A 24,372-nucleotide genomic window follows, 5' to 3' on the forward strand; every position below is an offset into this window, starting at 1 on the left:
CATGCCTCCTAAAAAGCGGCAGGGGGTGCTTCAGGAAAAAGTAACCCCACCAGCTGGTAAGAAGCCAGCAGATAAAGAAAAGAAACACCTAATCCTAATAACAATGATTGAGAGAGTGCATGGCGGAAAATGTGGCCACTGGCCAACCAATGCCACACGATGAATAACACCAAAGTAAACAGCGACAGGATAGTAATATGTCCTGAAGCCATGGTCGCAATGCTGGGTAAGGCAAGAAAACTGATGACGGCGTCGACGCCAAATAGCGCACACGCCGTTTGTTCAAAGCGTTCGGGTTTACCCCAAAAAAACAACAGCACTTTACTGAAGGCCAGTATTAAAAAAACACCTAACAGTATTTGCAACAATGAATCACTGAACGTCTCATTGATTCTCAGAACAAGAAAGCTGACAACCGAGTAAAGCAGGATCAAACGGAATAACAATCCTCGGGTATAAGGAATGTCCTGAGGTCCCTTTTTAAGCAGGGCAATATTGAAAAACAGCTTTAACCACTCGTACATGCCTCTTGTGCCTCTTCAAGTTTACTTTCCGCCGTCAACCAGGCTTCCTCCGCACGCGACAAATCTCTGTCGACCTGCGCCTTTTGTTCCAACAACTGCTTTAAACGATTCTTTTCAGTCTCCTGGTAAATGACCGGATCGGCCAATTGCTGTTCAATTGTAAATTGCTGTTGATGCAATTTTTCTACTGTTTGTTCCGCCCGCTTTATGGCGTCGACTAATGGCTTGAGCTTGTGCCTGCGCTCGGCGTCCTGTTTTCTTTGATCTTTTCTGGATACGTTAACCGCATTGTTTGCAGTTGAAGGATCTTCCTCGCCTTTTTTCTGATCTGTCAACCATTGACGATAGTCGTCCAGATCACCATCGAATGCCTGCACAGAGCCATTGGCCACCAACAGCAGTGAATCAGTGACCGAGCGCAGCAAATGACGGTCATGCGAAACGATGACCATAGCTCCCTGATAATCCTGCAAGGCCACACTCAGGGCATGGCGCATTTCCAGATCCAAATGGTTAGTAGGCTCATCCAGCAGCAGCAGATTTGGATTTTGATAAACCAAAAGAGCTAGCACCAAACGCGCCTTTTCCCCTCCGGAAAACGGCTCTACCGCTTCCATGACTTTATCGCCCTGAAAATCGAAGCCACCCAGATAATTGCGCAATTCTTTCTCTGTCGCCCGTTTATCCAGAGCTTGTAAATGCCATAGCGGACTCTGATCCACACGCAATTGCTCGAGTTGATGCTGTGCAAAATAGCCTATTTTGAGCATGTCCGAAATCAGCAATTGCCCTGCAACCGGCTGCATTTGGCCAGCCAGTACTTTAATCAAACTTGATTTACCGGCTCCGTTAGGTCCCAACAAACCGATGCGGTCGCCAGGAGAGAGGGTTAAATCAACATTATCGATAATGATTTTATCGCCGTAACCAATATCCGCCTGCTTCAGATTGATCAGCGGATTGGGCATTTTATCGGGTTTGGCAAACGTAAAATGAAACGGCGAATCGACATGCGCCTGAGCAATCAGTTCCATCCGTTCCAGCGATTTGATCCGGCTTTGCGCCTGCTTGGCCTTGGTCGCCTGGGCTCTGAAACGATCAACAAAACTCTGGATATGGGCAATTTCCCGCTGCTGTTTTTCAAAAGCCGATTGTTGCTGGGATAATTTTTCCGCCCGCATGCGTTCAAAATCAGAATAATTGCCGGTATAAATTTCAGCTTTATTGCTTTCGATATGAATAATGTGATCGGTGATGCTGTCCAGAAAATCTCGGTCATGGGAAATCAGCACCAGAGTGCCCGGGTATTTACACAGCCAATCCTGCAGCCAGATCACGGCATCCAGATCAAGATGGTTGGTGGGTTCATCCAATAACAATAAGTCCGACCGGCACATCAGCGCCTGAGCCAGATTCAGCCTCATACGCCAGCCGCCTGAAAACGAACTGACCGGATTATTAAGCTGCCCGGGTAAAAAGCCCAGGCCGTTCATCAATCGGGAGGCACGTACCTGAGCGGTATAACCGCCGATATGATCCAGCGCGCCGTGCAGTTCGGCCAATTTGATGCCGTCGTTAACCTGCTCGGCTTCCGCCAGCCGCTTTTCTAACCTGCGTAATTCTTTATCACCGTCGATGACATAATCGATCGCAGAGGAACTCACGCCCGGCGTTTCCTGAGCCACGTGCGCTATTTCCAGATTTGGCGGCATCGAAAAATCGCCCTCATCAGGGTGAAGCTCATCTCTAAGCAAGGCAAATAAACTGGATTTACCCACCCCGTTGGCGCCGGTCAAGCCGATCTTCTGACCTCGATGCAACGTAAAAGAGGCGCCGGAAAACAAGACTCGCGCGCCCCGTCTTAGAGCTACATTTCTAAAATTCAGCATATCTTTACCGTTTCAGGCACAGCAAAACAATCATCCATAATTCCCCTTATCCTAAGCGATCGAGCATTTTTTCAGCTTGTTCGGCGAATTCATCCAGATTGCCTTTTTTTACCGTTTCTCTGGGAATGACCAATGCGGTATTCAATCCAATATAAATGAACACATACCGGTCGCTCTTTTCCACCCTCACCACCTCATCCCAAGGCATGGTGTTTTTTCCGCTTGGCGACTTTTCAAGCAGTCCTTTAGGGTCCAGCGTCAATGTATAAGCGCCAAACATCCTCGCTTTCTCTTTATAGGTGTAATTGGTGAGAATCTGGCGGCGAAAATCGAGCAACAAAATCTTCGGTGACAACCAGGCCCACAAAATGGCCAAAATCACAACATAGGAAGCAGCTCGGATATCACCGTAATAGAAGTAATAAAATGCGCCTATGATGAACATCACGCCAGGCACTATCAGCCGGTTTTTTTTCAGGTTTTGTTGAATTTCATCGGAGTTCAAATATTGCATTTCATTGAAGTGGATTAAATCTTCCTCCCGGAATTCGTATTCGATTTCAAACATGACTGTGTTTATATAAAGTTAAAAGTTTAATTAATAAAAGAGGAAAATCACATCCAGGCTTTAGCCTATCAGCGTTGATCCAAATAAAAAGCGGTTTTTCACGATAGGTTAACTGATTTGCCTGCAGTTCATTACTGGGAACAGAAGAACCACCGTTCAATCAATGACGCCTTAATGCATTTTGATTTTGGCATGCGCACCGCGGCGAAACAGATTCGATAAAGTCAGCATCGCAGTTCTGAAATAACCGTGAATCGCGACTTGATGCATTTTATACAAGGACAAATAAACCAATCTGGCTATAAAACCGCCTATGGTTACCGAGCCGATGAGATTGCCCATCAGGTTGCCTACCGTAGAGTATTTTCCCAGAGAAACCAGTGAGCCGTAATCCAGATAGACATATTTGACCGGCGGCTTGCCTTGCAAACGGTTCATGATGGTTTTAGCCAGCGTGGTTGCCTGCTGATGAGCCGCCTGAGCGCGTGGCGGAACATTATGATCATGGCCGGTCCAAGGACAGGCCGCACAATCGCCCAGGGCAAAGATATCAGCATCGGACGACTGTAAATACTCATCGACAATCAGCTGATTGATCCGGTTTGTTTCCAGGCCATCCAGTTGGTTCATCCAGTCAGGCGCCTTGATACCGGCCGCCCAGACTTTCATATCTGCAGCGATAAACTCACCGTCGTGCGTCTCAATACCGTCCTTGGTAACCTCTACAACACGCCGACCCAGTTTCAGATCAATATTCAATTTGACCAGTTGCTGCTGCGTTGAAATGGCGAGTTTGGGAGGTAATGCGGGCAGCAATTGTGTCGCTGCTTCAATAATCGTAATTTTAACGGCGCCGGCCTGGTCCATGCCATACACAGCCAGCAAGTGAGTCACTTCGTGCAATTCCGCCGAGAGTTCCACGCCGGTGGCGCCGGCACCTACGATGGCTATGGACAACGGTTTATCAATTGAGGCGCTGCGGCTGACATGACGGCGAATGTAGAGTTCGACCAATTGCTTCTGGAATCTGAACGCTTGCGAGGTCGAATCCAGAAACATGCAATGCTCATCCACACCTTTGATATTAAAGGTATTGCTGACACTGCCGACTGCCATGACCAGCGTATCGTAGGTGAATGTACGACTGGGTATCAGTTCTTCGCCACTCTGACTGAAAGTTGGGCTGACATACACTTCCTTTTTTTCGCGGTTCAGGCTTTCCATTCGGCCCAAGCGAAAACGAAAGCCGTTACGATGCGCTTGCGCCAAATATTCGACTTGTTCTGTTTCATCCAGGGTTCCGGCCGCGACTTCATGCAACAACGGTTTCCAGATGTGCGTCGACGAAGCATCGATCAGATAAATTTCAGCCAGACCTTTTTTGCCTAATTTTTGACCCAAACGGGTTGCCAACTCAAGGCCGCCCGCGCCGCCGCCCACAATTACGATTTTATGCCTGCCTTCATTTGTGTCAGTCATCGCTCCCCCTAAATCATTTACCTGCATTGGGTAAATTTAGAATCAGTCCGTCCGTTTTATCCCCCATAAACGTTCGAGGATAAGCGCCGTCCCATTTTTGAACTGCATTATAACGAATCAATTCCGTCGTGACCGATTTTGCTAACAATTGGTTGGCCTCAGCTTGCGCATGAGCTTCCTTGATAATTCGATATGCTTCTGCATCGGCTTCAGTCCGTTTGGCATTCGCATCAGAGATGGCAGCCATCTCTCTGGCCTCCGCTTTTTTAACCTCTTGCTGAGCCTGTTGCTCAACAATTTTTAACTGGGCTTTTTCCCGTTCCAGCTGTTCCTGACGCTCCTTAGTTTGAATGACGGCTGTGGTCACAACATCCGGCAGCGTAATATCCCGAAACAAAACCGCTTTAATCACCAGACCTTTGGGTTCAAGGTACTCTTTTAACCCTTCTTCCATATAGCTCTGTAAAGCCTGCTGAACATTATCCTGATAAAAATCCTGTGATTGCGTAACCGTTTTACCCGCCTCTCGCAATAATGAGCGAACTTTGGGCGAAATATGCTTATCAACGACATCATTCAATTGCCCTGTTTCCTGCAAGATTTCAGGCGTTTTTTGAGCCTGCAACTGGAAAGTTATTGAAATATCCATGGAGGTTTTCAACTTATCCTGAGAGGGCACCTGAACTTTTTCCCAGGTGTACGTTAATTGCCGCAAATCGAAACTGACAAAATTTAATAACGGATTAACGATATGCAGGCCTTCACCGTAAGGTTCCGGCTGAACCCGACCAAACAACGTCGCCACTTTATTATGTCCGGGCTCTACTGTCGTATAAGAATTCAAGACCACCAGCAGCCCCAATAACAAACCGGCCCCATAGCCCAGGTAACTCAGTTTTATCATCTCAATTTCCTGATTTTTATTAAGCACAAGAGAACAAACTGTAATAATATGTATACAAACTCACCATGACGATTGAATGCTATGCGCCCCTTGATCTTGTTAAGTCTGCTTGTCTATCCGGCTTTTCTGCTGGCGGAGCCTCCACCCATTCTGGATTCTGTCCCGGAACCCCCCGAACCGCCGATGCCGGTTGAAAGCGGCGAAGTCATGGAGCCGGATATTACAATTATTCGTAAGGGAAAAAAAACCATACAAGAATACCGCATAAACGGTCAGCTTTACATGGTTAAAGTAATACCTGATATTGGACCGGCTTATTATCTGATCGATACCGATCGCGATGGCAATATGGATGTGCGAGGAACTGATTTGGACCGTGAAGGCATCAATATCAATCAGTGGAAAATTCTGGAATGGAATTGATTATCCACATTTATCCGGTGTAAATATTTCGCCTTGGGTTTGGCGATAGCCGTAACCCAAGAGATAGACTTTTAGGTACGTGGATACTTCGATTGTTGAGTTTAGTTCTAAGAGCTAACCCAAACTTCCGGTCACATGAATTGCCTCAGAATAAGTCATTGGCCATAGACTGGAATTTGTTGAGTTTTGCGCCCAGCTTTTCGTAGACCTCACCATAGTATTGAGGATCGACAGCCAATTCAGTGAGACGAGGTTCATCGGGCAACATTTCAAGGCCATCAAACAAATGCTGCACCGCGTGAACAACACAACCTACCAGCGTTGAAACCTGCCAAAATTCCTCGTGATAAGCGGCTTCGTGATGATGCCCCATAGCAACCACAAATACTTTCGGCAATCCCCAAGCATTGCCGACCAGTGAACCAATTTCACAGTAGTCTGTTTTTGCTTTAAGCCGCAACGCATCGATAATGGTCAGATGATCATGACTCACTGCCTGAAAAGCCTCATGCGTTTCTTTGGGCATCACGTCGGCCAAACACAGTAAGCCCAAGTTGTGGAGAAGGCCCGCCGTTTGGGCCGTTTGATGAAACATCGAGTTTTTTTCGTAGCCCGACACACCGGCGGCTAATAATCCTGAGCCTTCCGCTACCAGCATGCTACTGGCCCAAAATTGCTTTAAGTCGAAAGCGGGGCAATTGGCTGTATTAAACGGCGCAATAACGGCTAAGCCCAGACTGACGCTGCGCACGACATTTAAGCCTAAACGTGCGCACGCATTTTCCACCGTCAGAACCGGCACTAACGGCGCAGCCCAGGCTGAATTGGCTAAAGCCAACAAACGCGCGGCAATACTGGGGTGTTGGTTGACGACATTGGATAATTCCCGGAAACCGATATCTTCGCTGGTAAGCGCTTTTATCAGTTGCAAAGCAGAGTTGGGTAACACCGGAATTCTCAGATGATGCGCAATGTGTTCTGCTACAGGATTATTTTCCATATATGGCCTTATTTCCCGCTAACCATTTTATTAATAAAGGCAGCAAGACTGATTTTTTCGAGGAATCGTTTTGGAACTTTATCATTCAGCAAGCCAATAATCGTCATCTAAACACACTGTTCCAGTAAAAAAAGAAAGGTCATAAACCCGATCGTATCAAGAGAAACCGGCTGCCATCCTGAGACAAGTTCAGAATGGCCGGAGATACTTTTACCAGTCAAAATAGAATTGAAGGCATAAGCTTAGCTTGTAATTACAAAACGAACTGCATCCAGCTTAATTTTCGCTTCTTGAATATGTTCATGTAACAGTTCGGTAAAGTCTTTTAACTGCTCAATCTCTTCTTCGCGAATCGAGGGATTCACTTTCCTTAGCCTGACCAGCCTTTTAATCTCAGACGTCAAGGTAGTCAACATCAGAAGAGTCGCTCTCTCAATCATTGCGTTCATTTCAAGAGTTGCTTTTTGTTCCGCCAGATTCAGCAAATGCGTAATGGGCAAACGTTGATTATTGAGAAATGCCACGATTTGCCTTTTATCAAATTTAACCCCCGAATCGACGATCTGTTCGTGCAGAATGCTGTTCGTGACATCATTTTTATTTTGATCGATTAACACGCGAATAGGCGCAGAAGGCAAAAACCGCCTCACCTGCAGCGATTCGGGCGCGCTACATTCAACGACAAACAGGCATTCCAGAAAAAACCGTCCCGCCTTGACTTGATCGAGCTTGACCACACTGACTGCGGCATTACCCGTTTCACTGGATAACACCATGTCCATAGATGCAGTCACCATGGGATGCTCCCAGGTCACAAACTGCAAATCTTCACGCGCCAGACCAATGACCCGGCTGGTCGTCAGGGTTATGCCATCATCAGGAAGCCCCGGAAAATGGGCCAGGCGTAAATGTTCACTAGGCCGCAGGATATGGCAATCATTGGAATGAAATTCTATATCCACACCATAACAATCAAAAATATCTTCCAGGTACGGCCAAAGCGTTCCTTCATTGTCTATGGCTTGCAACTGGTCGATAAGTTGATGAGCCGATTCTTTCCGGCAGGAGTTCAACTCCAGCAACAAATCCCTGCCATTATGAAGTTCAATGTCTATTTCCGTGGCCAATGTCTGGGTCTTGGTGATCAACCGATCCAGCTCTGCCTCATTCAACGCCTGTAAGACCGCAGTCAATTCCTTGGTAAGGATATCCGCAACTTGTTGCGCCGCGTGACAATTGACTCGAAATGCATTCAAACCCTCGTCATACCATCGATACAAAAAATGATCTTGCGTCTCTTTGATATAAGGAATGTGAATTTGAATCACGTGTTGTTGGCCAATCCTGTCCAAACGCCCAATACGCTGTTGCAATAAGTCGGGATTAGTCGGCAAATCAAAAAGGATCAGATGATGCAAAAACTGAAAATTGCGCCCTTCACTGCCTATTTCCGAACAAATCAACAACCTCGCCGCACTTTCTTCATCCGCAAAATAGGCCGCTGCCCGGTCGCGTTCGATAATACTCATGCCTTCATGAAACACAGCAGCGGCAATGCCGGCGCGGGTTTTTAAACTGTGCTCAAGCTCAATGGCCGTCTGAGCTTTTTTACAGATTAGTAGCGCTTTTTTGCCGCGCAGCGATTTGAGGGTATCGACCAGCCATAAATAGCGAGGGTCATTTTCCATTTTTTCGGTAACTTGACCTTCCAACGGATAACCCTGGCACTGGCGCTCGGGAAAGCCCTTGACCGTTTGCCTGGAGTTTCTGAATAAAATCCGCCCGGTGCCGTGATGATCCAACAGGATTTTTAACAGTTCGGACCGAGCTGCATCTGCAAGATCGGGATCATCTAACTGTTTAAGCAGATTGCCGGCATTGTCGTTCTGAAGTAAATGGCTTAAATTTTTCCTGGCCTGTTCTGATAAAGGCTGAGCCTCAATCAATAACTTTGCAGCTTCTGCAACCGGCTCAAACTGCTTCTCTTCTTCCAAAAACGCGGTAAAGTTATAAAAACGATCGGGATCCAGTAAGCGTAACCGAGCAAAATGGCTCTGCTTGCCCAATTGTTCGGGCGTTGCCGTCAATAAAATCAGCGAGGGTGAAATGCGCCCTAATTGTTCGACAAACAGGTAATCCTGGCTTGGCGCGTCTTCGCTCCATTCCAGATGATGCGCTTCATCAACAATCACCATATCCCATTCGACTGCCAGCGCTTGTTGCTGGCGTTTTGGATACGCTGAAAAAAAGCCCTGACTACACAAAATAAGCTGTTCCGTCATAAACGGATTGTCTTCATGTGTTTCCAGGCAACGCTCTTCATCGAACAAACTGAAGCGCAAATTAAACCGCCGCACCATTTCCACCAGCCATTGATGCAGCAGACTGTCCGGCACGATAATCAGCACGCGCCGGCTCAAACCATTAACCAGACGATGATGTAAAATCAGGCCGGCTTCAATCGTTTTACCCAAGCCCACTTCATCAGCCAGCATAATTCTGGGTGAAGCACGTCCTGCAGCCTCATGCGCAATATAAAGCTGATGCGCAATCAACGAAGCTCTGGCTCCTTGCAAGCCTTTAACCGGAGATTGTTGATGCTGCTGTAAATGCCGCCAAGTTTCGTAACGAAGTTGAAACCAGTTGCTGGGATCAAATTGTCCGGTAAACAATCGATCCTGGGGTTTATTGAACTGGATATGATGGCTTAATTCTATTTCTTCCAGCTCCATTTCCTGATGACCGTCATCACGACCAAAGTAAGTGATCAATCCGCCTTTTTCAGCCAGACCGGTGATGGTCATTTTTTGACCTTCTGCGGACTCTACGACATCGCCCACGCTGAATTTAACGCGCGTCAATGGCGCATTATCCTGCGCATAGAGTCGCTTTTCGCCGGTGGCGAGAAACAATAAACTGACGCGATTGTATGCAGCCTCTTCGACGATACCTAAACCTAATTCTGACTCGGTGTTGCTAATCCAGCGCTGGCCGGGAATAAATTCATTCATGGTTGATTAAAACAGTAATCTTGTAATAAAAATGAGTGTGGGGAATTTGTCTGTGAATCACTTGCTTTAACTAACTTTGGATTATTTAAATGTCAGTGAACACAAGATTATTAATAGCTATTCAAGTTGATAGCTACGATTATTTTTAGCAAGCAATGGTAGATCCATCATAAGCGGCAAAATTCCTTTATTTAAGTTCAGCAAGCAGCTGCGACATCATTGATTCGGCCTGACTCAAATAACCGGCACCAAATAAATTGAGATGATTGAGAATGTGGTAGAGATTATAGAGAATCTTTCGCTGAGCGTAACCTGCATCCACTGGAAATAGTTCACGATACGCCGCGTAAAAACCGGCGCTGAAACCGCCGAACAACTCGGTCATGGCCAAATCGGCTTCATGATCCCCAAAATAACAGGCCGGATCATACAAAACAGGTTGCCCCAGGTTGTCAGCCGACGCATTACCAGCCCACAAATCACCATGTAACAAAGAGGGTTTGGGCTGGTAGGTGTCGAAGAAAACCGGCAATGACGCAGTTAATTGCTCGCCTTTTCTTTGCAGACTGCCTGAATATCCGTTTTCAGCCGCCAATCGCAATTGAAACCCTAAACGGCGCTCTCGCCAAAAAGTAATCCAGTCATCGTATTGCCCGTTTAATTGCGGCGTACTGCCAATCGTATTATCCAGATGCCAACCGAAATAAGCTTGCCGCTGCAAATGCAGGGTAGCAAGTTGCTGCCCCAGGCGTTCATCGGCTTGGTTCGACTTATGATTGAGCTCCAGATATTCCAGCACAATGAATGCAGATTCCTTTGTCTGACCATAAGTAATCGGCACAGGCACTCTGACACTTCGGGTCGCAGCCATCGCCTCAAGCCCGGCAAATTCAGCAGCAAACATGGCCTCGCGCTCAGGGCGATTCAATTTGACAAAATAGGCTGCATCTTGAGCCTGCAGCCGGTAAGCCGCGTTAATGTCGCCTCCGGCAATGGCTTGCACACGACTGATCCTGACCGGCTGGCCAATGACGGCTTCAAGGTGTTGAGTTATAGGATCCCAATTCATAAGCTCAGGATTTTCTGTCCTCTATTAAATTTTTGTTTTAAAGCGCCCTGGCCTTTAAATAAGCCAGTTCAGAAATATCGCCCCAGCGTATGACTTGTTTTTTAAACGCCATGACTGATTCGAATACTTTTTTAGACGCCGCATCCTTATCGGATAACTCAGCAACGACTTCTTCTGAAATACGCTTCAATGTCTTCAGCACGTCATCCGGTAATGGCAGCACTTTGACGCTGTGCTTGTTAATCAGCGTATCCAGCGCCTGATTATTACGCGCGGTAAATTCAGCAATCATATCCATATTGGCCGCCTTGCACGCTGTTAAAACAATCTGCTGTAAATCTTTGGGCAAAGCATTAAACGCTTTTTCATTGATCAAGGCTTCAATCGTCGAACCCGGCTCATGCCAACCCGGGTAGTAGTAAAACTTGGCGACTTTGTATAATCCAAACGCCAAATCGTTATAAGGCCCCACCCATTCAGTAGCATCCAACGTACCCGACTGCATCGCTGTAAAAAGTTCTGCGCCCGGCATATTGACGGTAGTGCCTCCGGCACGGCTCAGCACTTCACCACCCAAGCCGGGAATCCGCATTTTCAAACCCTTCAGGTCATCCACCGTTTTTATTTCGCGGTTGAACCAGCCGGCCATTTGCACACCCGAATTACCGGTTGGCGCAGGAATTATACCGAAGGGTTTATACAAATCCCGCCATAATTCCAAACCCCCGCCGTAATAAAGCCAGGCGTTCATTTCCTGCGCAGTCAAACCAAAGGGCACGGCGGAAAAAAATTGCGCCGCTTCCGATTTGCCTTTCCAATAATAGGCGCCGGAATGACCCAATTCTGCGGTACCTTTGGAAACCGCATCGAAGACTTCAAACGCGGGAACCATTTCTGCAGCACCATACACTTTTACCTGTATCCTGCCGCCGCTCATTTCACCAATTAAACCGGCCAACAAATTGGCATTTGTCCCCAGTACTGGAAAATTTTTCGGCCACGTTGTCACCATTTTCCAATTGAACTCGGCCTGCGCCATCGCGGCACGGGGAGCGGAAATCGATACTGCACCTGCTGCCAAGGAGGCTATGCCGGCCGATTTAATAAAGTTGCGCCTCTTCATAATGCTACCGTTACTCGTTGATGCGATTGAATTAAAGCCAAAAAACGTGAGTTTTATAACGTACAACCAAAGAGAACCCTATCTATTAGGCGCCTTTTGCTTCAGTTATATCATCCCGGTCACTTACTGTTCCTTTCCTGCTCTTACCATTAAAGTAATAATGCAAAAGCAAAATTTTGCTTACTTTATCACAAGCCGCTAGCTACGCGCGCGATAAGCCTTTAGGTCCAGCAATTCTCAGTTTGAACTTTTATGTAGATTCGAGGGGAGGCGTAAGCCTTGCGAGGATCGCCGTAAACCCATCCATGGGGGCTTGACGGCAGCATCCCTGCTGCCGACATCCCCGCAAAGCTTACGCCGCCCCTTTTTTATCATCAAGCTGGGAATTGCTGCTTTAGGTCGGCTTAAAAAGGAGAATCTAAACTATCGATATACAACAGCCTTTTTTTGAATTTGAAAGCGGCTTTCAATTGAAACAACTCATGGTAATGAACACCCGCTAGCGCCTCGTCATTTTCAAACATCGTGACTATCCTTGTTCATCGATGGACAGATTACCGGACAAAAAACGGGACACTCTAAAAAGCTATAATACGCTGGGTTATATTATTAATTGAACATCGTTCAATTATTGGTTATAGTTTTCCGGCAATGCGTCTGGCAATGTTTGTTAAGATGCCTACAGGAGGAATTTCATGTTAAAAAAAATCTTGCGCAAGTTATTGACCTTTATCTACAAAGTCGAAGTCAAGGGTCTTGATAACTACCAAAAAGCGGGCAATCGAGTCCTTATCATATCCAATCACACCTCGTTCCTGGATCCTTTGCTGCTGGGGGCATTTCTTCCAGACGACATTACGTTCGCAATCAACACCCAAATATCGGAACGGTGGTGGTTGAAACCGTTTTTGAAATTATCCCAAGTGTTTCCGATGGACCCGACACATCCGTTGTCGCTGAAAGAGTTGATCAACCATTTAAAGAAAGACACAAAAACCGTTATTTTCCCTGAAGGCAGAATTACCGTTACCGGCTCGTTGATGAAAATTTATGACGGTCCGGGCATGGTTGCGGACAAATCCGAAGCGATGATTTTACCGATACGCATCGACGGCGCTGAGTATACGCATTTTTCCAGACTCAGAAACTCCGTCAGATTGCGCCTGTTTCCTAAAATCACCATCAGGATTCTTTCACCCACGCAAATCAAAGCGCCGGATAGCTTGCGCGGTAAAAATCGTCGTAAATTCAGCGGTCATGTTCTGACCGACATCATGACTGAAATGATGTTTGCCACCAGCCATTACCGGCAAACACTTTTTTCAGGATTGCTGGAAGCTAGAAAAATTCATGGCTGCTCACATACCGTGGCAGAAGACCTGGAGCGCAAACCCCTGTCTTATGACTCGCTGATTACCCGTTCTATCCTGATTGGCGATCTGGTCCGCGATATCACCCGGGAAGGTGAAAATGTCGGTGTGTTTTTGCCCAATTCCACTAAAACCTTATGCGTTGTTTTGGGCTTGCAATTGCATGGCCGCACCCCGGCGATGCTCAACTATTCGACCGGTTCATCCGGCATGTTGTCAGCGTGTAACACCGCCCAGGTAAGGACGGTTCTGACCTCTCGCCGCTTTATCGAACTGGGTAAATTTCAAAATGAGGCCGATCAATTAAGCCGGCAGATGACACTGGTTTACCTGGAAGACATCGCAAGCGCTGTCTCCTTAGTCACTAAAGTGAAGGCTTATGTCAAATGCAAAACGGCCAATTATTGGTATAAACACACGCGATACAGCGCGGACAGCCCCGCCGTCATTTTGTTTACTTCCGGTTCGGAAGGCACCCCCAAAGGCGTGGTGTTATCCCATTCCAATATTTTAGCCAATCATAAACAAATACAATCACGGATTAATTTCAACGCACAGGATGTCGTGCTGAATTTTCTGCCCATGTTTCATTCGTTTGGTTTCACCGTCGGTACGATGCTGCCTATCATGAGCGGCATGACGACCTTCTTTTATCCTTCGCCACTGCATTACGCGGTCATTCCTGAAATTGCTTACGAAATCAACGCAACGATCATGTTCGGCACCAATACATTTCTCGCCGCTTATGGCAAGAAAGCCCATCCTTATGACTTTTACAGCATTCGCTATGTGGTTGCAGGCGCCGAAAAATTACAGGAAGGCACGCGTCAATTATGGGCCGATAAGTTCGGCATCCGTATTCTGGAGGGCTACGGCGCAACCGAGACCGCACCGGTAACCTCCGTCAACACGCCCATGGATTGCAAACCGGGTACTGTCGGCCGGATCATGCCGGACATGTATTATCATTTGGAAACCATTCCCGGCATCGATGAAGGCGGCAAGCTGCATGTCTCAGGTCCGAATATCATGCTGGGCTATTTGCTGGCCGATAATCCGGGCACACTCGTCCCTCCGGAGTCCATTTTCGGCAAAGGCTGGTATGACACCGGCGACATCGTCCATATTGATGAAGAAGGCTTTATCAGTATTCGCGGGCGCAGCAAACGTTTCGCCAAAATCGGAGGAGAAATGGTCTCTCTTACCGCTGTCGAGCAACTTGCCTCTAAAGCATGGCCGGGCGCATTGCATGCGGCCGTCAGCATTCCCGACCCGAAAAAAGGGGAGCAGATTCTGTTGTTAACTACGCAAAAAAATGCCGTTATCCAAGACATTGAAGCCGTGGCAGAAGGTGTGGCAAAAATCGCCTTACCCAGGAAAATTTTTATCGTCGATGCTATTCCTGTTATGGCGACCGGAAAAATGAATTATCCGGCCGTCACCGATCTGGCTTACCGCATCATCCAATCCAAATCGACTCTTTGATTTTAATGTCACCACCGGCAACTCACCATGCATAAACAAATCTATCCTTTGCTGATTGCGCAGTTTCTTTCGGCATTTGCCGATAATGCGATTTTATTTACCGTCATTGCCATGGTGATGCACTCGACGGAACTGCCAAGCTGGTATGTCCCTGCCTTACAAAGTGTATTTATTGTTGCCTTCGTGGTTTTGGGTCCTTGGGTAGGAAATTTCGCCGATACCCAAGCCAAATCCAGAGTCTTGATCATTGCCAATTTGATTAAGGCCGCCGGAGCGGGTTTACTGCTATTCAACTTTGAACCGTTGATTGCCTATTGCGTCGTCGGTGCCGGAGCCGCAATCTATAGCCCTGCCAAATACGGGATACTGCCGGAACTGGCCGGTCACGCTCAGTTGGTGAAAGCCAACAGCTGGATTGAAGGCTCCACGATTCTGGCCATCCTGACCGGCATGATTGTAGGAGCCAAAGTAGCTGATTTCTCTACCGTCTGGGCATTAAGCGGCACCATTGCGCTTTTTGTGACATCTGCGTTGGTAACTTTATGGTTACCTGTCACAACAGCACACCCAAAAATTCCAGGCTCAAAAATTGTGCTGTTCGGCAAACAAATCATCACCTTTTTTGATACGCCCCGGTCGCGGTTTGCCATTCTCGGCGCGTCCATGTTCTGGGCGGCAGCAGCAACCTTACGGGTCATTCTGGTCGCCTGGGCACCGCTGGTTTTATTATCAAAAAATGCGACTGAAATCGCCGAACTCACCCTTTTTCTGGCAATAGGCATTGTTGCCGGCTCAGCGTTGGTTCCCAGGATGATTCCTCTGGAACACCTGCGCCGCGCGCGAATTCCGGCCTATTTGATGGCCTTGTTCATTTTGGGATTAAGTTTCATGGACGGCCTATGGGAATCACGATCCTTTCTTTTCCTGATCGGTATGTCCGGCGGCATGTTTATCGTGCCTGTCAATGCCGCGTTGCAAGAAATAGGGCAACAAAGCATAGGCAGCGGCAGCGCGGTGGCGTTACAAGGATTTTTTCAGAATGCAGCGATGCTGCTAGCGGTGGGCGGTTACACCTATGCCGCCTCTTTGAATGTCAGCCCGATTTTGGCCATGGCCTGGCTGGGTGTACTGGTGTTTATCGTGACGTTTCTGGTGTCTATCCGTTTACCTGAGAAAACCTAAAAAATCGGCCTTATTTTACGCCGCTGGCTTCCCAGCCTAACATGAAGTTCTCAACCAATAACAACAAGGCTTCTTCGGCATCTTCTACACCCACGGTGTCCATTTTACCTGTCAGCGCCAGCAAACAGACACCATGGATGCCACCCCATAGAGCTCTGGCCGCCTGTTTGATCTGATGTTCAGTCAATCCGGTCGCCATTTGCCGCATAGGTTCTTCCAGAATTTGAAACAGTCTTTCGATTTTAACGGTGTACCAATCCGGCAGTGTTTCGCTTTCCGACAAACGATGCTCGAATAACATGGCCCAGCGATTAAAATTCTCACTGGCAAACGTCAAGTAAGCTTTAGCCAAGGCGATCACTTTTTGATCCGCTTGCCGCTCCTGACTACCCTGTGTCAGCGCTTCAGCAATCGCATCCAGGGTTCGTGCCTGAAGGTGCATGATCAGATCGGCCATGTTATCGAAAACCATGTAGACGCTACCGACGGTATAGCCGATGTCCATCGCTATTTTGCGAACCTTCAATTCGCCATAACCGTCCTCTATCACAATATTCTCGGCGGCTTTCAATACCATATCTTTTATTTCTTCCTGACTGTGCTCGCTTCGTCTTGCCATTTCAATACTCTTTTGATTAATTTATTTGAACGCTTCTTAACCATCCACTCCATAACGTCTAGCCAAGTTGCGGGTAGACCCGTATTTTCCTTCTTGAGTTCAAGAGTATAGCCAAAGGGCAGCTTTTAATCGGTTCAATCAGGCAAAATCCAAAGCCCGTCAAAAAAATCAATGATCTTAAATCCTGGATTGATATCGTTCAGCGAAGACTTCCTTCATTGGTGGTTTCACGATGGATTTTCGCGGCCGCTTAACGCTGCAAGCCTGCCGCCACATCCCTAAATGCCGCCAGCGCTGCTTCCAGATGCTCAATAATTTCCTGCTGCAACACATCCGGCCGCGGCAGATCGTCCAGATTATCCAGGCTATCGTCCTTGAGCCAGAAAATGTCCAGACTGGCCTTGTCGCGGGCGATCAGATCCTCATAAGTAAAATACTTAAAACGCCCGGTTTCCTTGCGTTCATAACGGTTTTCAGGATTATAGCAATCGATGAAATCCCGCAGATCGTCCAGCTTTAGAGTTTTGGTCTTCAGCGTGAAATGTTTGTTGGTACGCAGGTCATAAATCCATACGCCCTGAGTATGCACGTTGCCGTCTTTTGGTTTGGCATCAAAGAACAGCACGTTGGCCTTAACGCCTTGCGCGTAAAAGATGCCGGTGGGCAGCCGCAGCAACGTATGCACATCGCAGTTTTCCAGTAACTTCTTGCGAATTTTTTCACCCGCCCCGCCTTCAAACAGCACGTTATCGGGCAACACCACAGCCGCTTTACCATCCTGCTTCAAAATGGTGACGATATGCTGCAAAAAATTGAGCTGTTTGTTGGACGTGGTTTCCCAAAAGTCCTGGCGTTCATAGGTCAACGCATTCTTGTCTTCCTCACCTTCTTCGTTGGTAATCGTCATGCTGCTTTTCTTACCGAACGGCGGATTGGCCAGCACATAATCGAAACGCTTGCCGGAATCAGCAATCAAAGCATCGGCGCGTTCCACTGCAGGTTCGCCGTCCGTTCGCCGATGTTATGCAGAAACAGATTCATCAAACACATACGGCGGGTATTCGGCACAATTTCGTTGCCTTGAAAAGCCTTGTGCCGCAGAAACTCTTTCTGTTTTTTGTCCAGATTGTTGCCTGGCCGGGTCAGCCAGTTATAAGCGCCCAGAAAAAAACCGCCGGTTCCGCAAGCCGGATCGGCAATCGTTTTCATCGGTTCAGGACGCACGCATTCCACCATCGCCTGAATCAAAGCTCGCGGCGTGAAATACTGCCCCGCACCGCTTTTGGTGTCCTCCGCGTTCTTTTGCAGCAATCCCTCGTACAAATCGCCTTTAGTATCGGCATCCATACCCACCCAGCTTTCCGCATCAATCATCTGCACCAGTCGCGACAGTTTGGCCGGGTCCTGAATTTTGTTTTGGGCCTTAAAGAAAATCGCCCCCAACATGCCCGGACCGTTACCCAGTGTGTGCAGCGTCGCCAGATAATGCGCTTCCAACGGCTCGCCGGTTTTACTGCGCAATGCCGCCCAATCGTAACCGGCTGGAATATGGGTATCGCGGTTGTAAGGCTCTTGCGCGTATTCATGCGCCATTTTCAAAAACAGCAGATAAGTCAGTTGCTCCAGATAGTCGCCATAACCCACGCCGTCATCACGCAGGGTATGGCAGAAATTCCAGACTTTTTGGACGAGAGAAGAGGTGTTCATGATTCAGGATGTGTCTCGGCAGTGGCATAGCTATTCAGCTCGGCTTCGATGCTCTCGATGCTGGGCAATGCACTTTGTAAGGTTGTCGGTAATGATCGGGTAAGCTCGTAACTGGCAATCCCAATCGGTTTGTCGATGCCGCGCAAGGCATACTCCGCCAAAAAATTATCTTTATCTTGGCACAGCATCAGGCCAATCGTCGGTGCATCACTGGCATGACGCAAGCTGTCATCAACAACATTGCAATAAAAATTCAGCTTGCCGGCATATTCCGGCTTAAAGTCACCGCGCTTGAGTTCAATCACCAGATAACAGCGCAATTTCAGGTGGTAAAACAAAAGGTCGAGATAAAAATCCTTATCTCTCACCGTCAAATGATATTGCCGACCGACAAATGCAAATCCCTGGCCCAGTTCCAATAAAAACTTTTCGATATGCGCCACCAAATAGACTTCTAACTCACGCTCATGGAAACCTGCTTCCAGGGTTAAAAAGTCAAAAATATACGGATCTTTTAAGGATTGCTGGACTAGATCGGATTGTGGGGATGACAATCGCTCGGCAAAATTATTGATTAACTGGCCATGGCGATCATGGGCTTGGCCTTTAATTTGTAAGGCCAAGGTGTTGCGGCTCCAGCCTTGAACCAAGGTTTGCCCCAAATACCAGCAGCGCACCTCAAGGTCTTTAATCTTTTCCAGCAGCAGCGCATGATGTCCCCAAGGTAGTTGCCACAGCACGCTTTCCTTATCGGCAGTTTTCGCCACAGCCTGTGGCACTATTTCCACACAGGCCATTTTTGCCACAAGCTGTGGCGAAAAGACCTGTGGCTGCGGATAAGCCCTTGCAAAAGCCAACATACGATCCAAATTACGCGTCGAAAAACCTTTAACCTCCGGTAATTCATTACGAATATCCTGCGCCAAACGCGGAATAATGCCCGCCCCCCAACCCGCTTGAGCTTGTCGTGTATGCAGTGTTTGACCCACATGCCAATAAAGCCGCACCAACTCGACATTAACCGCCAGCATAGCGCGGCTTTGTGCGGCTTGTATCTGGGCTTTGATTTCCGACAACAACGCCGGATATTGGCTTAGTTCGGTCATGATGTGCTTCTAGTGGTTCGTTTTTTAGGGGTTTTGACTGTTTGCTTTGCGGCCCGTTCGGCGCGTATCCGCTCGAGCAATACGCTGGCCGGTTCGTCGTCAGGGTCTTGGGGTACTAACTGACCGGAGAAAGCGGCTTTCAGGATGTTTTTGCGTTGGGCGGCGGATTGTTTGAGGGCTACAGCAATGGCTATTTCTTGCGCCTTCGCAGCTTCATTAGCTTCATCAAGCAATTGAGTGGCATGCTGAATTTCTGACATTGGAGGCAATGGTACCGGAATTTGCTTGATTCGCTCCTGACCAATGTTTCGCATCGACTCTTGATTGCCCGATGAAAACCGTTCGATGTGATAGCGCCCTAACTCGCTTCTCAATAGCGTGAGTAACCACACGGCCAACTCATCGTGCACCAATAGAAATCGAAGAATTTTGTCACTCAGCATTATTCGTTTTGTAACGCTTTTTGCTATAACGCAAGCCCCAACAAGCTCAATGGTGTTAGCCCGCGAGAAAAGAAAATTCCCTGGTTTGACAAAAAGGCCGCTACGGATCATCGATTCGTCGTGACAAGTCTTACTTTCTTGTTCGTTATATTCTCCCCAAGACACAGCACTGACTTTAACTATCCCTACTTCATCACCTTGAGGCGGGCGCTCTTCGCATTTAAAACTTTTTCCCGTTTCGATTTCTGAAAGTAAATGGTCAACACTTGCCCAAACCCAACCCTCCGGTAATTCCGGCAAATCGCGGGTATCCGGCTTAACCGGCTCGGAGTATTTGTCTTGCCAGCCTTTGGGTGGGATCTTGCCTTGCTCCTGGAATTTAGCCAGTTGCTTGGCTTCCCAGCGGGCGCGGCGCTCCTTGAGGATGCGTTCCAATAATTGCGCGCCGGATTCAACCGCTTCTCCAGCCCCTCTCTGATCATGGTAAAAAGACGCATCCGGTTGCGTTCCGCTTCTGCCTTCTGTATCCACATCGGCGGTAAGACTAAGCCCCTCTCCCCTCGTGGGAGAGGGGTTGGGGAGAGGGGGCGAGGGCTTTTCCTCGTGCAAAGCCTGCCAAATCGCCTCCAGCACACCCGTTTGCTGGCTTTGCCATTGGTTATTCCAAAAGCGTAAAACCCGAAAACCCTGCCCATTCAGCCAATGATCACGCTGCGCGTCTGCCTGTTTGGTGTCGCTGTGCTGACTGCCGTCCAGTTCAATCACCAGCTTTTGCTCAAAGCAAACAAAATCAGCAATGTAACGGCCAATCACTTGCTGTCTGCGAAATTTGAAACCGGAAAAGCGTTTAGCGCGCAGTTGCTGCCATAAGGCTTGTTCTTGCGGCGTTTGCGCTTTCCGTAATTCTCGGGCGCGGTCGCGAAGCCAAGCGCTGCGGGGTAATCCGGAGGTTGTCGCCCCCTCTCCCCCGACCCCTCTCCCACGAGGGGAGAGGGGAGTGTTGGCGGCAGTATCGTTTGCAGTAGCGTCTCTCTCTTGATCGGTGAGGTATTGGAGAGAAGCCGCATATCGATTATTGCGCCACTGCTCAGTTAACTTGCCTTCCACTGCGGCTTTCAGCAACGATTGCCGGTACTGCACCAGTTTTTTCTGTGCAGCCTTAAGTTCAGCGACGCCGGCATCAAGGTCTGAGAGGAGTTCTTCCAGTTTTTCGACGATGCGGGTTTGTTCTCCAATTGGAGGCAATACAAATTCAATTTGTCTTAGAAATTGTCCACTGATTGCTGCAAAGGTAGAACCCGTGCCTTGGTCCGAAAGCCACGTTTCGATGTGTCGAAAAAAATAGAAAAGAAAACGCTGATTAATTGGTGTAATTGCGCGTACAGATGCTAAACCTCTCCCGATACATGACCTAGCTTGAACAATGTTGGTTGGGCCTACCGGCGCTCTAATAGAGACTAAAATATCCCCTGCTTCAGCTATTTTATTGGGATTAGAGCACCATTTTCGAACCTTTGGGTATATTTCCCCAAACTCTGCTTTACCTTGATAAAAAGGTAATCCTTGACCATTATCGTTATAAAATCTAGATTCGGGCGATTGTCCCATTTCTATTAGCGCAATCTGATCAAGTGTGGTTTTTAACCAAGTTGTAGGCAGATCTTTATTAAATTCACTCACGCCACCAACTCCCGATTCATCTCATCCATTAATTCATCCAACTGCTTGCCAAACACGCCCCAAACCTTTTGCAAGCCGCCTTTATCTGCAAATTCCGCATAATCAAAATCCTGTCGGCTAATGCTGCAACTGCTGGCGATGTGGTCTTTCATCAAACGCAGCCATTCGGTTTGTTCGGGGGTAAACGCCGTGGTGCGCTGGGCGTTGTGGCGGAAGATCCATTCCTGAAATCGTTTATCTACTTGATCGCTGAAGGGTTTGAGTTCGCTGTCCAGGCCGATGGCAAAGCGCACCAAGGCGATTAAATCGGTCAGTTGGCGTTTGCGGTCCGCGCCTTTGACTTGACTGGTTTGGACGCGGGCATAAGCACTCCACAGGCGTTCGGTGGTCAACATCAGCGGTGGACGGCTTAGAGCATCGTGCAGGTCTTCGATCATGTCGTAAGTCAGTTGCCGTCGGTGATAGGGTTGTTGATAGAAAAAGCTCAAGGCGGCGATTTCGTCTTTATGTTGCAGGAGGTATTCGGCAAAGGTTTGGATGAGTTTTTCGGCTTGAGCCTGGGCTTGTTCGCTGTAACCGGCAAATACGGTTTGATCGAGGTTAAGGTGGTCGATCAGTTGTTCACGCTCGCGGCGAGCGGATTCGATGTGTTCGCGTAACTCCGGGCTATCAAACGCCGCGCAGGCAGCGGCAACGCGTTGGTTACGAGCGGCTTCGATTTCCGTTTCGGTCAGCGTGTCTTCGCTGCGGGTAATGCCTTGGGCTTGTGCGTTGGCTAAAGCGGTGGCCACGATTTGGTCAGGATCGACGGCAGCGACGAGGTTTTTTGCCAATTGGTTAAGCGCTATGCCGCCAGAAGCTTGGGTGATGCGCGCGTGCGCTTTGGCATCGAGTTGTTTGTCCAACCGAATCAGCCGATTGGCAAGACTTAACACGGTATCGTCGTCGCGATGGCCGATGGCGATGCCTTGCATCAAGTCTTTTAACGCCACGCCGGGCTTTTTTTCCAAAGGCCGCGATTCGGTTTTTAAGGATTTTTCCACGCCCACCGCGTCGATCAGTACAAAGCGGGTTTTAGCACTGTCGGCGCTGTTACTGACGCGTTTGAGGTCATCAAAACCCAAACTGCGCACGCCCCGGCCTTTCATTTGTTCGTAATAGCCCTTGCTGCGCACATCGCGCATGAACAGCAAGACTTCCAAAGGTTTGACGTCGGTGCCGGTGGCGATCATATCCACGGTAACGGCAATGCGCGGGTTGTAGTCGTTGCGAAAGCTGCTGAGAATGCTATCCGGGTCTTCTTCCGCTTTGTAGGTGACTTTTTTGCAGAATGCGTTGCCTTGGCCGTAGACCTCGCGCACCCAATTGATAATGTCGTCGGCATGGCTGTCGGTTTTGGCAAAGATCAGGGTTTTGGGCGTTTCTTTGCGTTGGGGGAATATCTCGGTTTCAACGGCGGTTTTCATCGCCTGAATCACTTGCCGAATCTGGCTGGGATTGACGACTGAGTTATCCAGTTCTTTGCCGGTATAGGCGGTATCGGCTTCAGTTTCCGCCCAGCGTTTCGTGCGGGTCTGGCGGTCACGGTGATCGACCCATTCTTTGGCTTTGAGTATCGAACCTTTTTGGGTAACCTCGGTGATGATTTCGTAAACGTCGTAACCCACGTTAACGCCATCGACTACCGATTGTTCGTAGCTGTACTCGGCGACGATGTTTTCGTTGAAAAAGCCGAAGGTGCGTTTGTCCGGGGTGGCGGTGAGACCGATCAGGAAGGCATCGAAGTAATCCAGCACCTGTTTCCACAGGTTGTAGATGCTTCTATGGCATTCGTCGATGATGATGAAATCGAAGCTTTCGATGGGCACTGCCAGGTTGTAACGCACCAGCTTGGTTTGATTGCCGGTTTGTTGCAGCTCGTTGAGCGAAACGTCTTCAATCGATTCGTCGATGGCTTCGCCGGACAAAATCGAGTACATGCGTTGAATGGTGGAAATACAAACCTGGGCATGCGGATCAATGCTGTTACTGGATAAGCGCTGCACGTTATAAAGCTCGGTGAACTTTCGCGCATCGTCGGGCGGCGTGTAAGCCATGAATTCTTGATGCGCCTGCTTGCCCAAATTGCGGGTATCGACCAGAAAAAGAATACGTTTGGCGCCGCCGAATTTAAGCAAGCGGTATACCGAAGTAATCGCGGTAAAGGTTTTGCCCGCGCCGGTGGCCATGTGTATCAGTGCACGCGGCTTGTTGCAGGCCAGGGACTTTTCCAGCCCAGTGACGGCGCTGACCTGACATTCGCGCAGGTTAAGAACGGGTAACTCCGGCATGGCCGCGCATAAGCGGCGGCGCAGCGTATCCGGCTGAGACAACCATTCGCCCAATTGCTCGGGCTTGAAGAAATGGAAAATCTCGCGGGAACGCGGTGCCGGGTCGCGCTGGTCGGTAAAGCGAATGATCTGGCCGGTGCTCTCGAATAGGAACGGCAGCGGGGTGTTGTCTTTACGCCATTTTAATTTAGCGTTGGCGTAACGGGCGGTTTGGTCTTCGACGGTGGTAATGTTTTCGCCTGTTTCATCGCGTTTGGCTTCTATTACTCCGGCGGCTTGCCGATTGATGAACAGTACATAATCGGCAGGGCCTGTGTCGGTGGGATATTCACGCACCGCCACGCCTTGAGCAGCGCCCAGGTTGAGCTGTTTCATATCTTGCACCAGCCAACCGGCTTGCGCCAGTTTGTGGTCGATTTCCTGGCGGGCTTTGGCTTCGGGAGTCATTGCAAACACCTAA

Annotated in this window: 18 protein-coding genes; 3 read left to right on the forward strand and 15 right to left on the reverse strand. The window is 48.5% G+C overall.

Going from position 1 to position 24,372, the window contains the following annotated elements:
- Nucleotides 1–8 precede the first annotated feature (8 nt).
- From Q7V32_RS20235 to Q7V32_RS20255, 5 genes are all read right to left on the reverse strand, one after another.
- Complete coding sequence (locus Q7V32_RS20235; RefSeq protein WP_304898771.1) at nucleotides 9–524, reverse strand: hypothetical protein; 516 nt, start codon at nucleotides 522–524, stop codon at nucleotides 9–11.
- Nucleotides 509–2,413 (reverse strand): ATP-binding cassette domain-containing protein, encoded by a 1,905-nt coding sequence (locus Q7V32_RS20240; protein WP_304898772.1) that lies wholly within the window; start codon nucleotides 2,411–2,413, stop codon nucleotides 509–511. Before Q7V32_RS20240 ends, Q7V32_RS20235 begins: the two co-directional genes overlap by 16 nt.
- Nucleotides 2,414–2,459: 46 nt before the next feature.
- On the reverse strand, nucleotides 2,460–2,981 hold the full coding sequence (locus Q7V32_RS20245) for a YcxB family protein (protein ID WP_304898773.1): 522 nt from the start codon (nucleotides 2,979–2,981) through the stop codon (nucleotides 2,460–2,462).
- A 171-nt stretch (nucleotides 2,982–3,152) separates the two neighbouring features.
- A complete protein-coding gene (locus tag Q7V32_RS20250) occupies nucleotides 3,153–4,460 on the reverse strand; it encodes an NAD(P)/FAD-dependent oxidoreductase (protein WP_304898774.1) in 1,308 nt (435 codons plus the stop codon).
- 13 nt (nucleotides 4,461–4,473) lie between these two features.
- A complete protein-coding gene (locus tag Q7V32_RS20255) occupies nucleotides 4,474–5,364 on the reverse strand; it encodes an SPFH domain-containing protein (protein ID WP_304898775.1) in 891 nt (296 codons plus the stop codon).
- Nucleotides 5,365–5,445: 81 nt separating this feature from the next.
- On the opposite strand from Q7V32_RS20255, the gene Q7V32_RS20260 reads away from it, so the two are divergent.
- Entirely contained in the window at nucleotides 5,446–5,787 is a 342-nt protein-coding gene (locus tag Q7V32_RS20260) for a DUF2782 domain-containing protein (RefSeq protein WP_159652820.1), read from the forward strand.
- Nucleotides 5,788–5,932: 145 nt separating this feature from the next.
- On the opposite strand, the gene Q7V32_RS20265 is transcribed toward Q7V32_RS20260, so the two are convergent.
- From Q7V32_RS20265 to Q7V32_RS20280, 4 genes are all read right to left on the reverse strand, one after another.
- Entirely contained in the window at nucleotides 5,933–6,787 is an 855-nt protein-coding gene (locus Q7V32_RS20265; RefSeq protein WP_304898776.1) for an HDOD domain-containing protein, read from the reverse strand.
- Between the two features lie 242 nt (nucleotides 6,788–7,029).
- Complete coding sequence (gene rapA, locus Q7V32_RS20270) at nucleotides 7,030–9,798, reverse strand: RNA polymerase-associated protein RapA (RefSeq protein WP_304898777.1); 2,769 nt, start codon at nucleotides 9,796–9,798, stop codon at nucleotides 7,030–7,032.
- Nucleotides 9,799–9,985: 187 nt separating this feature from the next.
- Entirely contained in the window at nucleotides 9,986–10,867 is an 882-nt protein-coding gene (locus tag Q7V32_RS20275; RefSeq protein ID WP_304898778.1) for a fructosamine kinase family protein, read from the reverse strand.
- Between the two features lie 37 nt (nucleotides 10,868–10,904).
- A complete protein-coding gene (locus tag Q7V32_RS20280) occupies nucleotides 10,905–11,990 on the reverse strand; it encodes a TRAP transporter substrate-binding protein (RefSeq protein WP_304898779.1) in 1,086 nt (361 codons plus the stop codon).
- Between the two features lie 695 nt (nucleotides 11,991–12,685).
- Here Q7V32_RS20280 and Q7V32_RS20285 point away from each other — a divergent pair.
- Nucleotides 12,686–14,845 (forward strand): AMP-binding protein, encoded by a 2,160-nt coding sequence (locus tag Q7V32_RS20285; protein ID WP_304898780.1) that lies wholly within the window; start codon nucleotides 12,686–12,688, stop codon nucleotides 14,843–14,845.
- Between the two features lie 27 nt (nucleotides 14,846–14,872).
- On the forward strand, nucleotides 14,873–16,027 hold the full coding sequence (gene lplT / locus Q7V32_RS20290; RefSeq protein WP_304898781.1) for a lysophospholipid transporter LplT: 1,155 nt from the start codon (nucleotides 14,873–14,875) through the stop codon (nucleotides 16,025–16,027).
- Nucleotides 16,028–16,037: 10 nt separating this feature from the next.
- On the opposite strand, the gene Q7V32_RS20295 is transcribed toward lplT, so the two are convergent.
- The 6 genes from Q7V32_RS20295 to Q7V32_RS20320 form a co-directional block, all read right to left on the reverse strand.
- Nucleotides 16,038–16,646 (reverse strand): TetR/AcrR family transcriptional regulator, encoded by a 609-nt coding sequence (locus Q7V32_RS20295; protein ID WP_304898782.1) that lies wholly within the window; start codon nucleotides 16,644–16,646, stop codon nucleotides 16,038–16,040.
- 250 nt (nucleotides 16,647–16,896) lie between these two features.
- Nucleotides 16,897–17,640, reverse strand: a complete 744-nt coding sequence (locus Q7V32_RS20300) for a class I SAM-dependent DNA methyltransferase (RefSeq protein WP_304898783.1) — start codon at nucleotides 17,638–17,640, stop codon at nucleotides 16,897–16,899.
- A complete protein-coding gene (locus Q7V32_RS20305; protein ID WP_304898784.1) occupies nucleotides 17,619–18,353 on the reverse strand; it encodes a class I SAM-dependent DNA methyltransferase in 735 nt (244 codons plus the stop codon). The genes Q7V32_RS20300 and Q7V32_RS20305 overlap by 22 nt, the downstream gene beginning before the upstream one ends.
- The gene (locus Q7V32_RS20310) at nucleotides 18,350–19,459 is read right to left on the reverse strand and encodes a YhcG family protein (protein WP_304898785.1); all 1,110 of its coding nucleotides are present in this window, start codon (nucleotides 19,457–19,459) and stop codon (nucleotides 18,350–18,352) included. The genes Q7V32_RS20305 and Q7V32_RS20310 overlap by 4 nt, the downstream gene beginning before the upstream one ends.
- Nucleotides 19,456–21,582, reverse strand: a complete 2,127-nt coding sequence (locus Q7V32_RS20315) for a DUF559 domain-containing protein (protein WP_304898786.1) — start codon at nucleotides 21,580–21,582, stop codon at nucleotides 19,456–19,458. Before Q7V32_RS20315 ends, Q7V32_RS20310 begins: the two co-directional genes overlap by 4 nt.
- On the reverse strand, nucleotides 21,579–24,359 hold the full coding sequence (locus Q7V32_RS20320; RefSeq protein WP_304898787.1) for a type I restriction-modification enzyme R subunit C-terminal domain-containing protein: 2,781 nt from the start codon (nucleotides 24,357–24,359) through the stop codon (nucleotides 21,579–21,581). Before Q7V32_RS20320 ends, Q7V32_RS20315 begins: the two co-directional genes overlap by 4 nt.
- Nucleotides 24,360–24,372: the final 13 nt, after the last annotated feature.

This window comes from Methylicorpusculum sp. (assembly GCF_030651835.1).
In the GTDB taxonomy this organism is placed as follows: Bacteria; Pseudomonadota; Gammaproteobacteria; order Methylococcales; family Methylomonadaceae; genus Methylicorpusculum.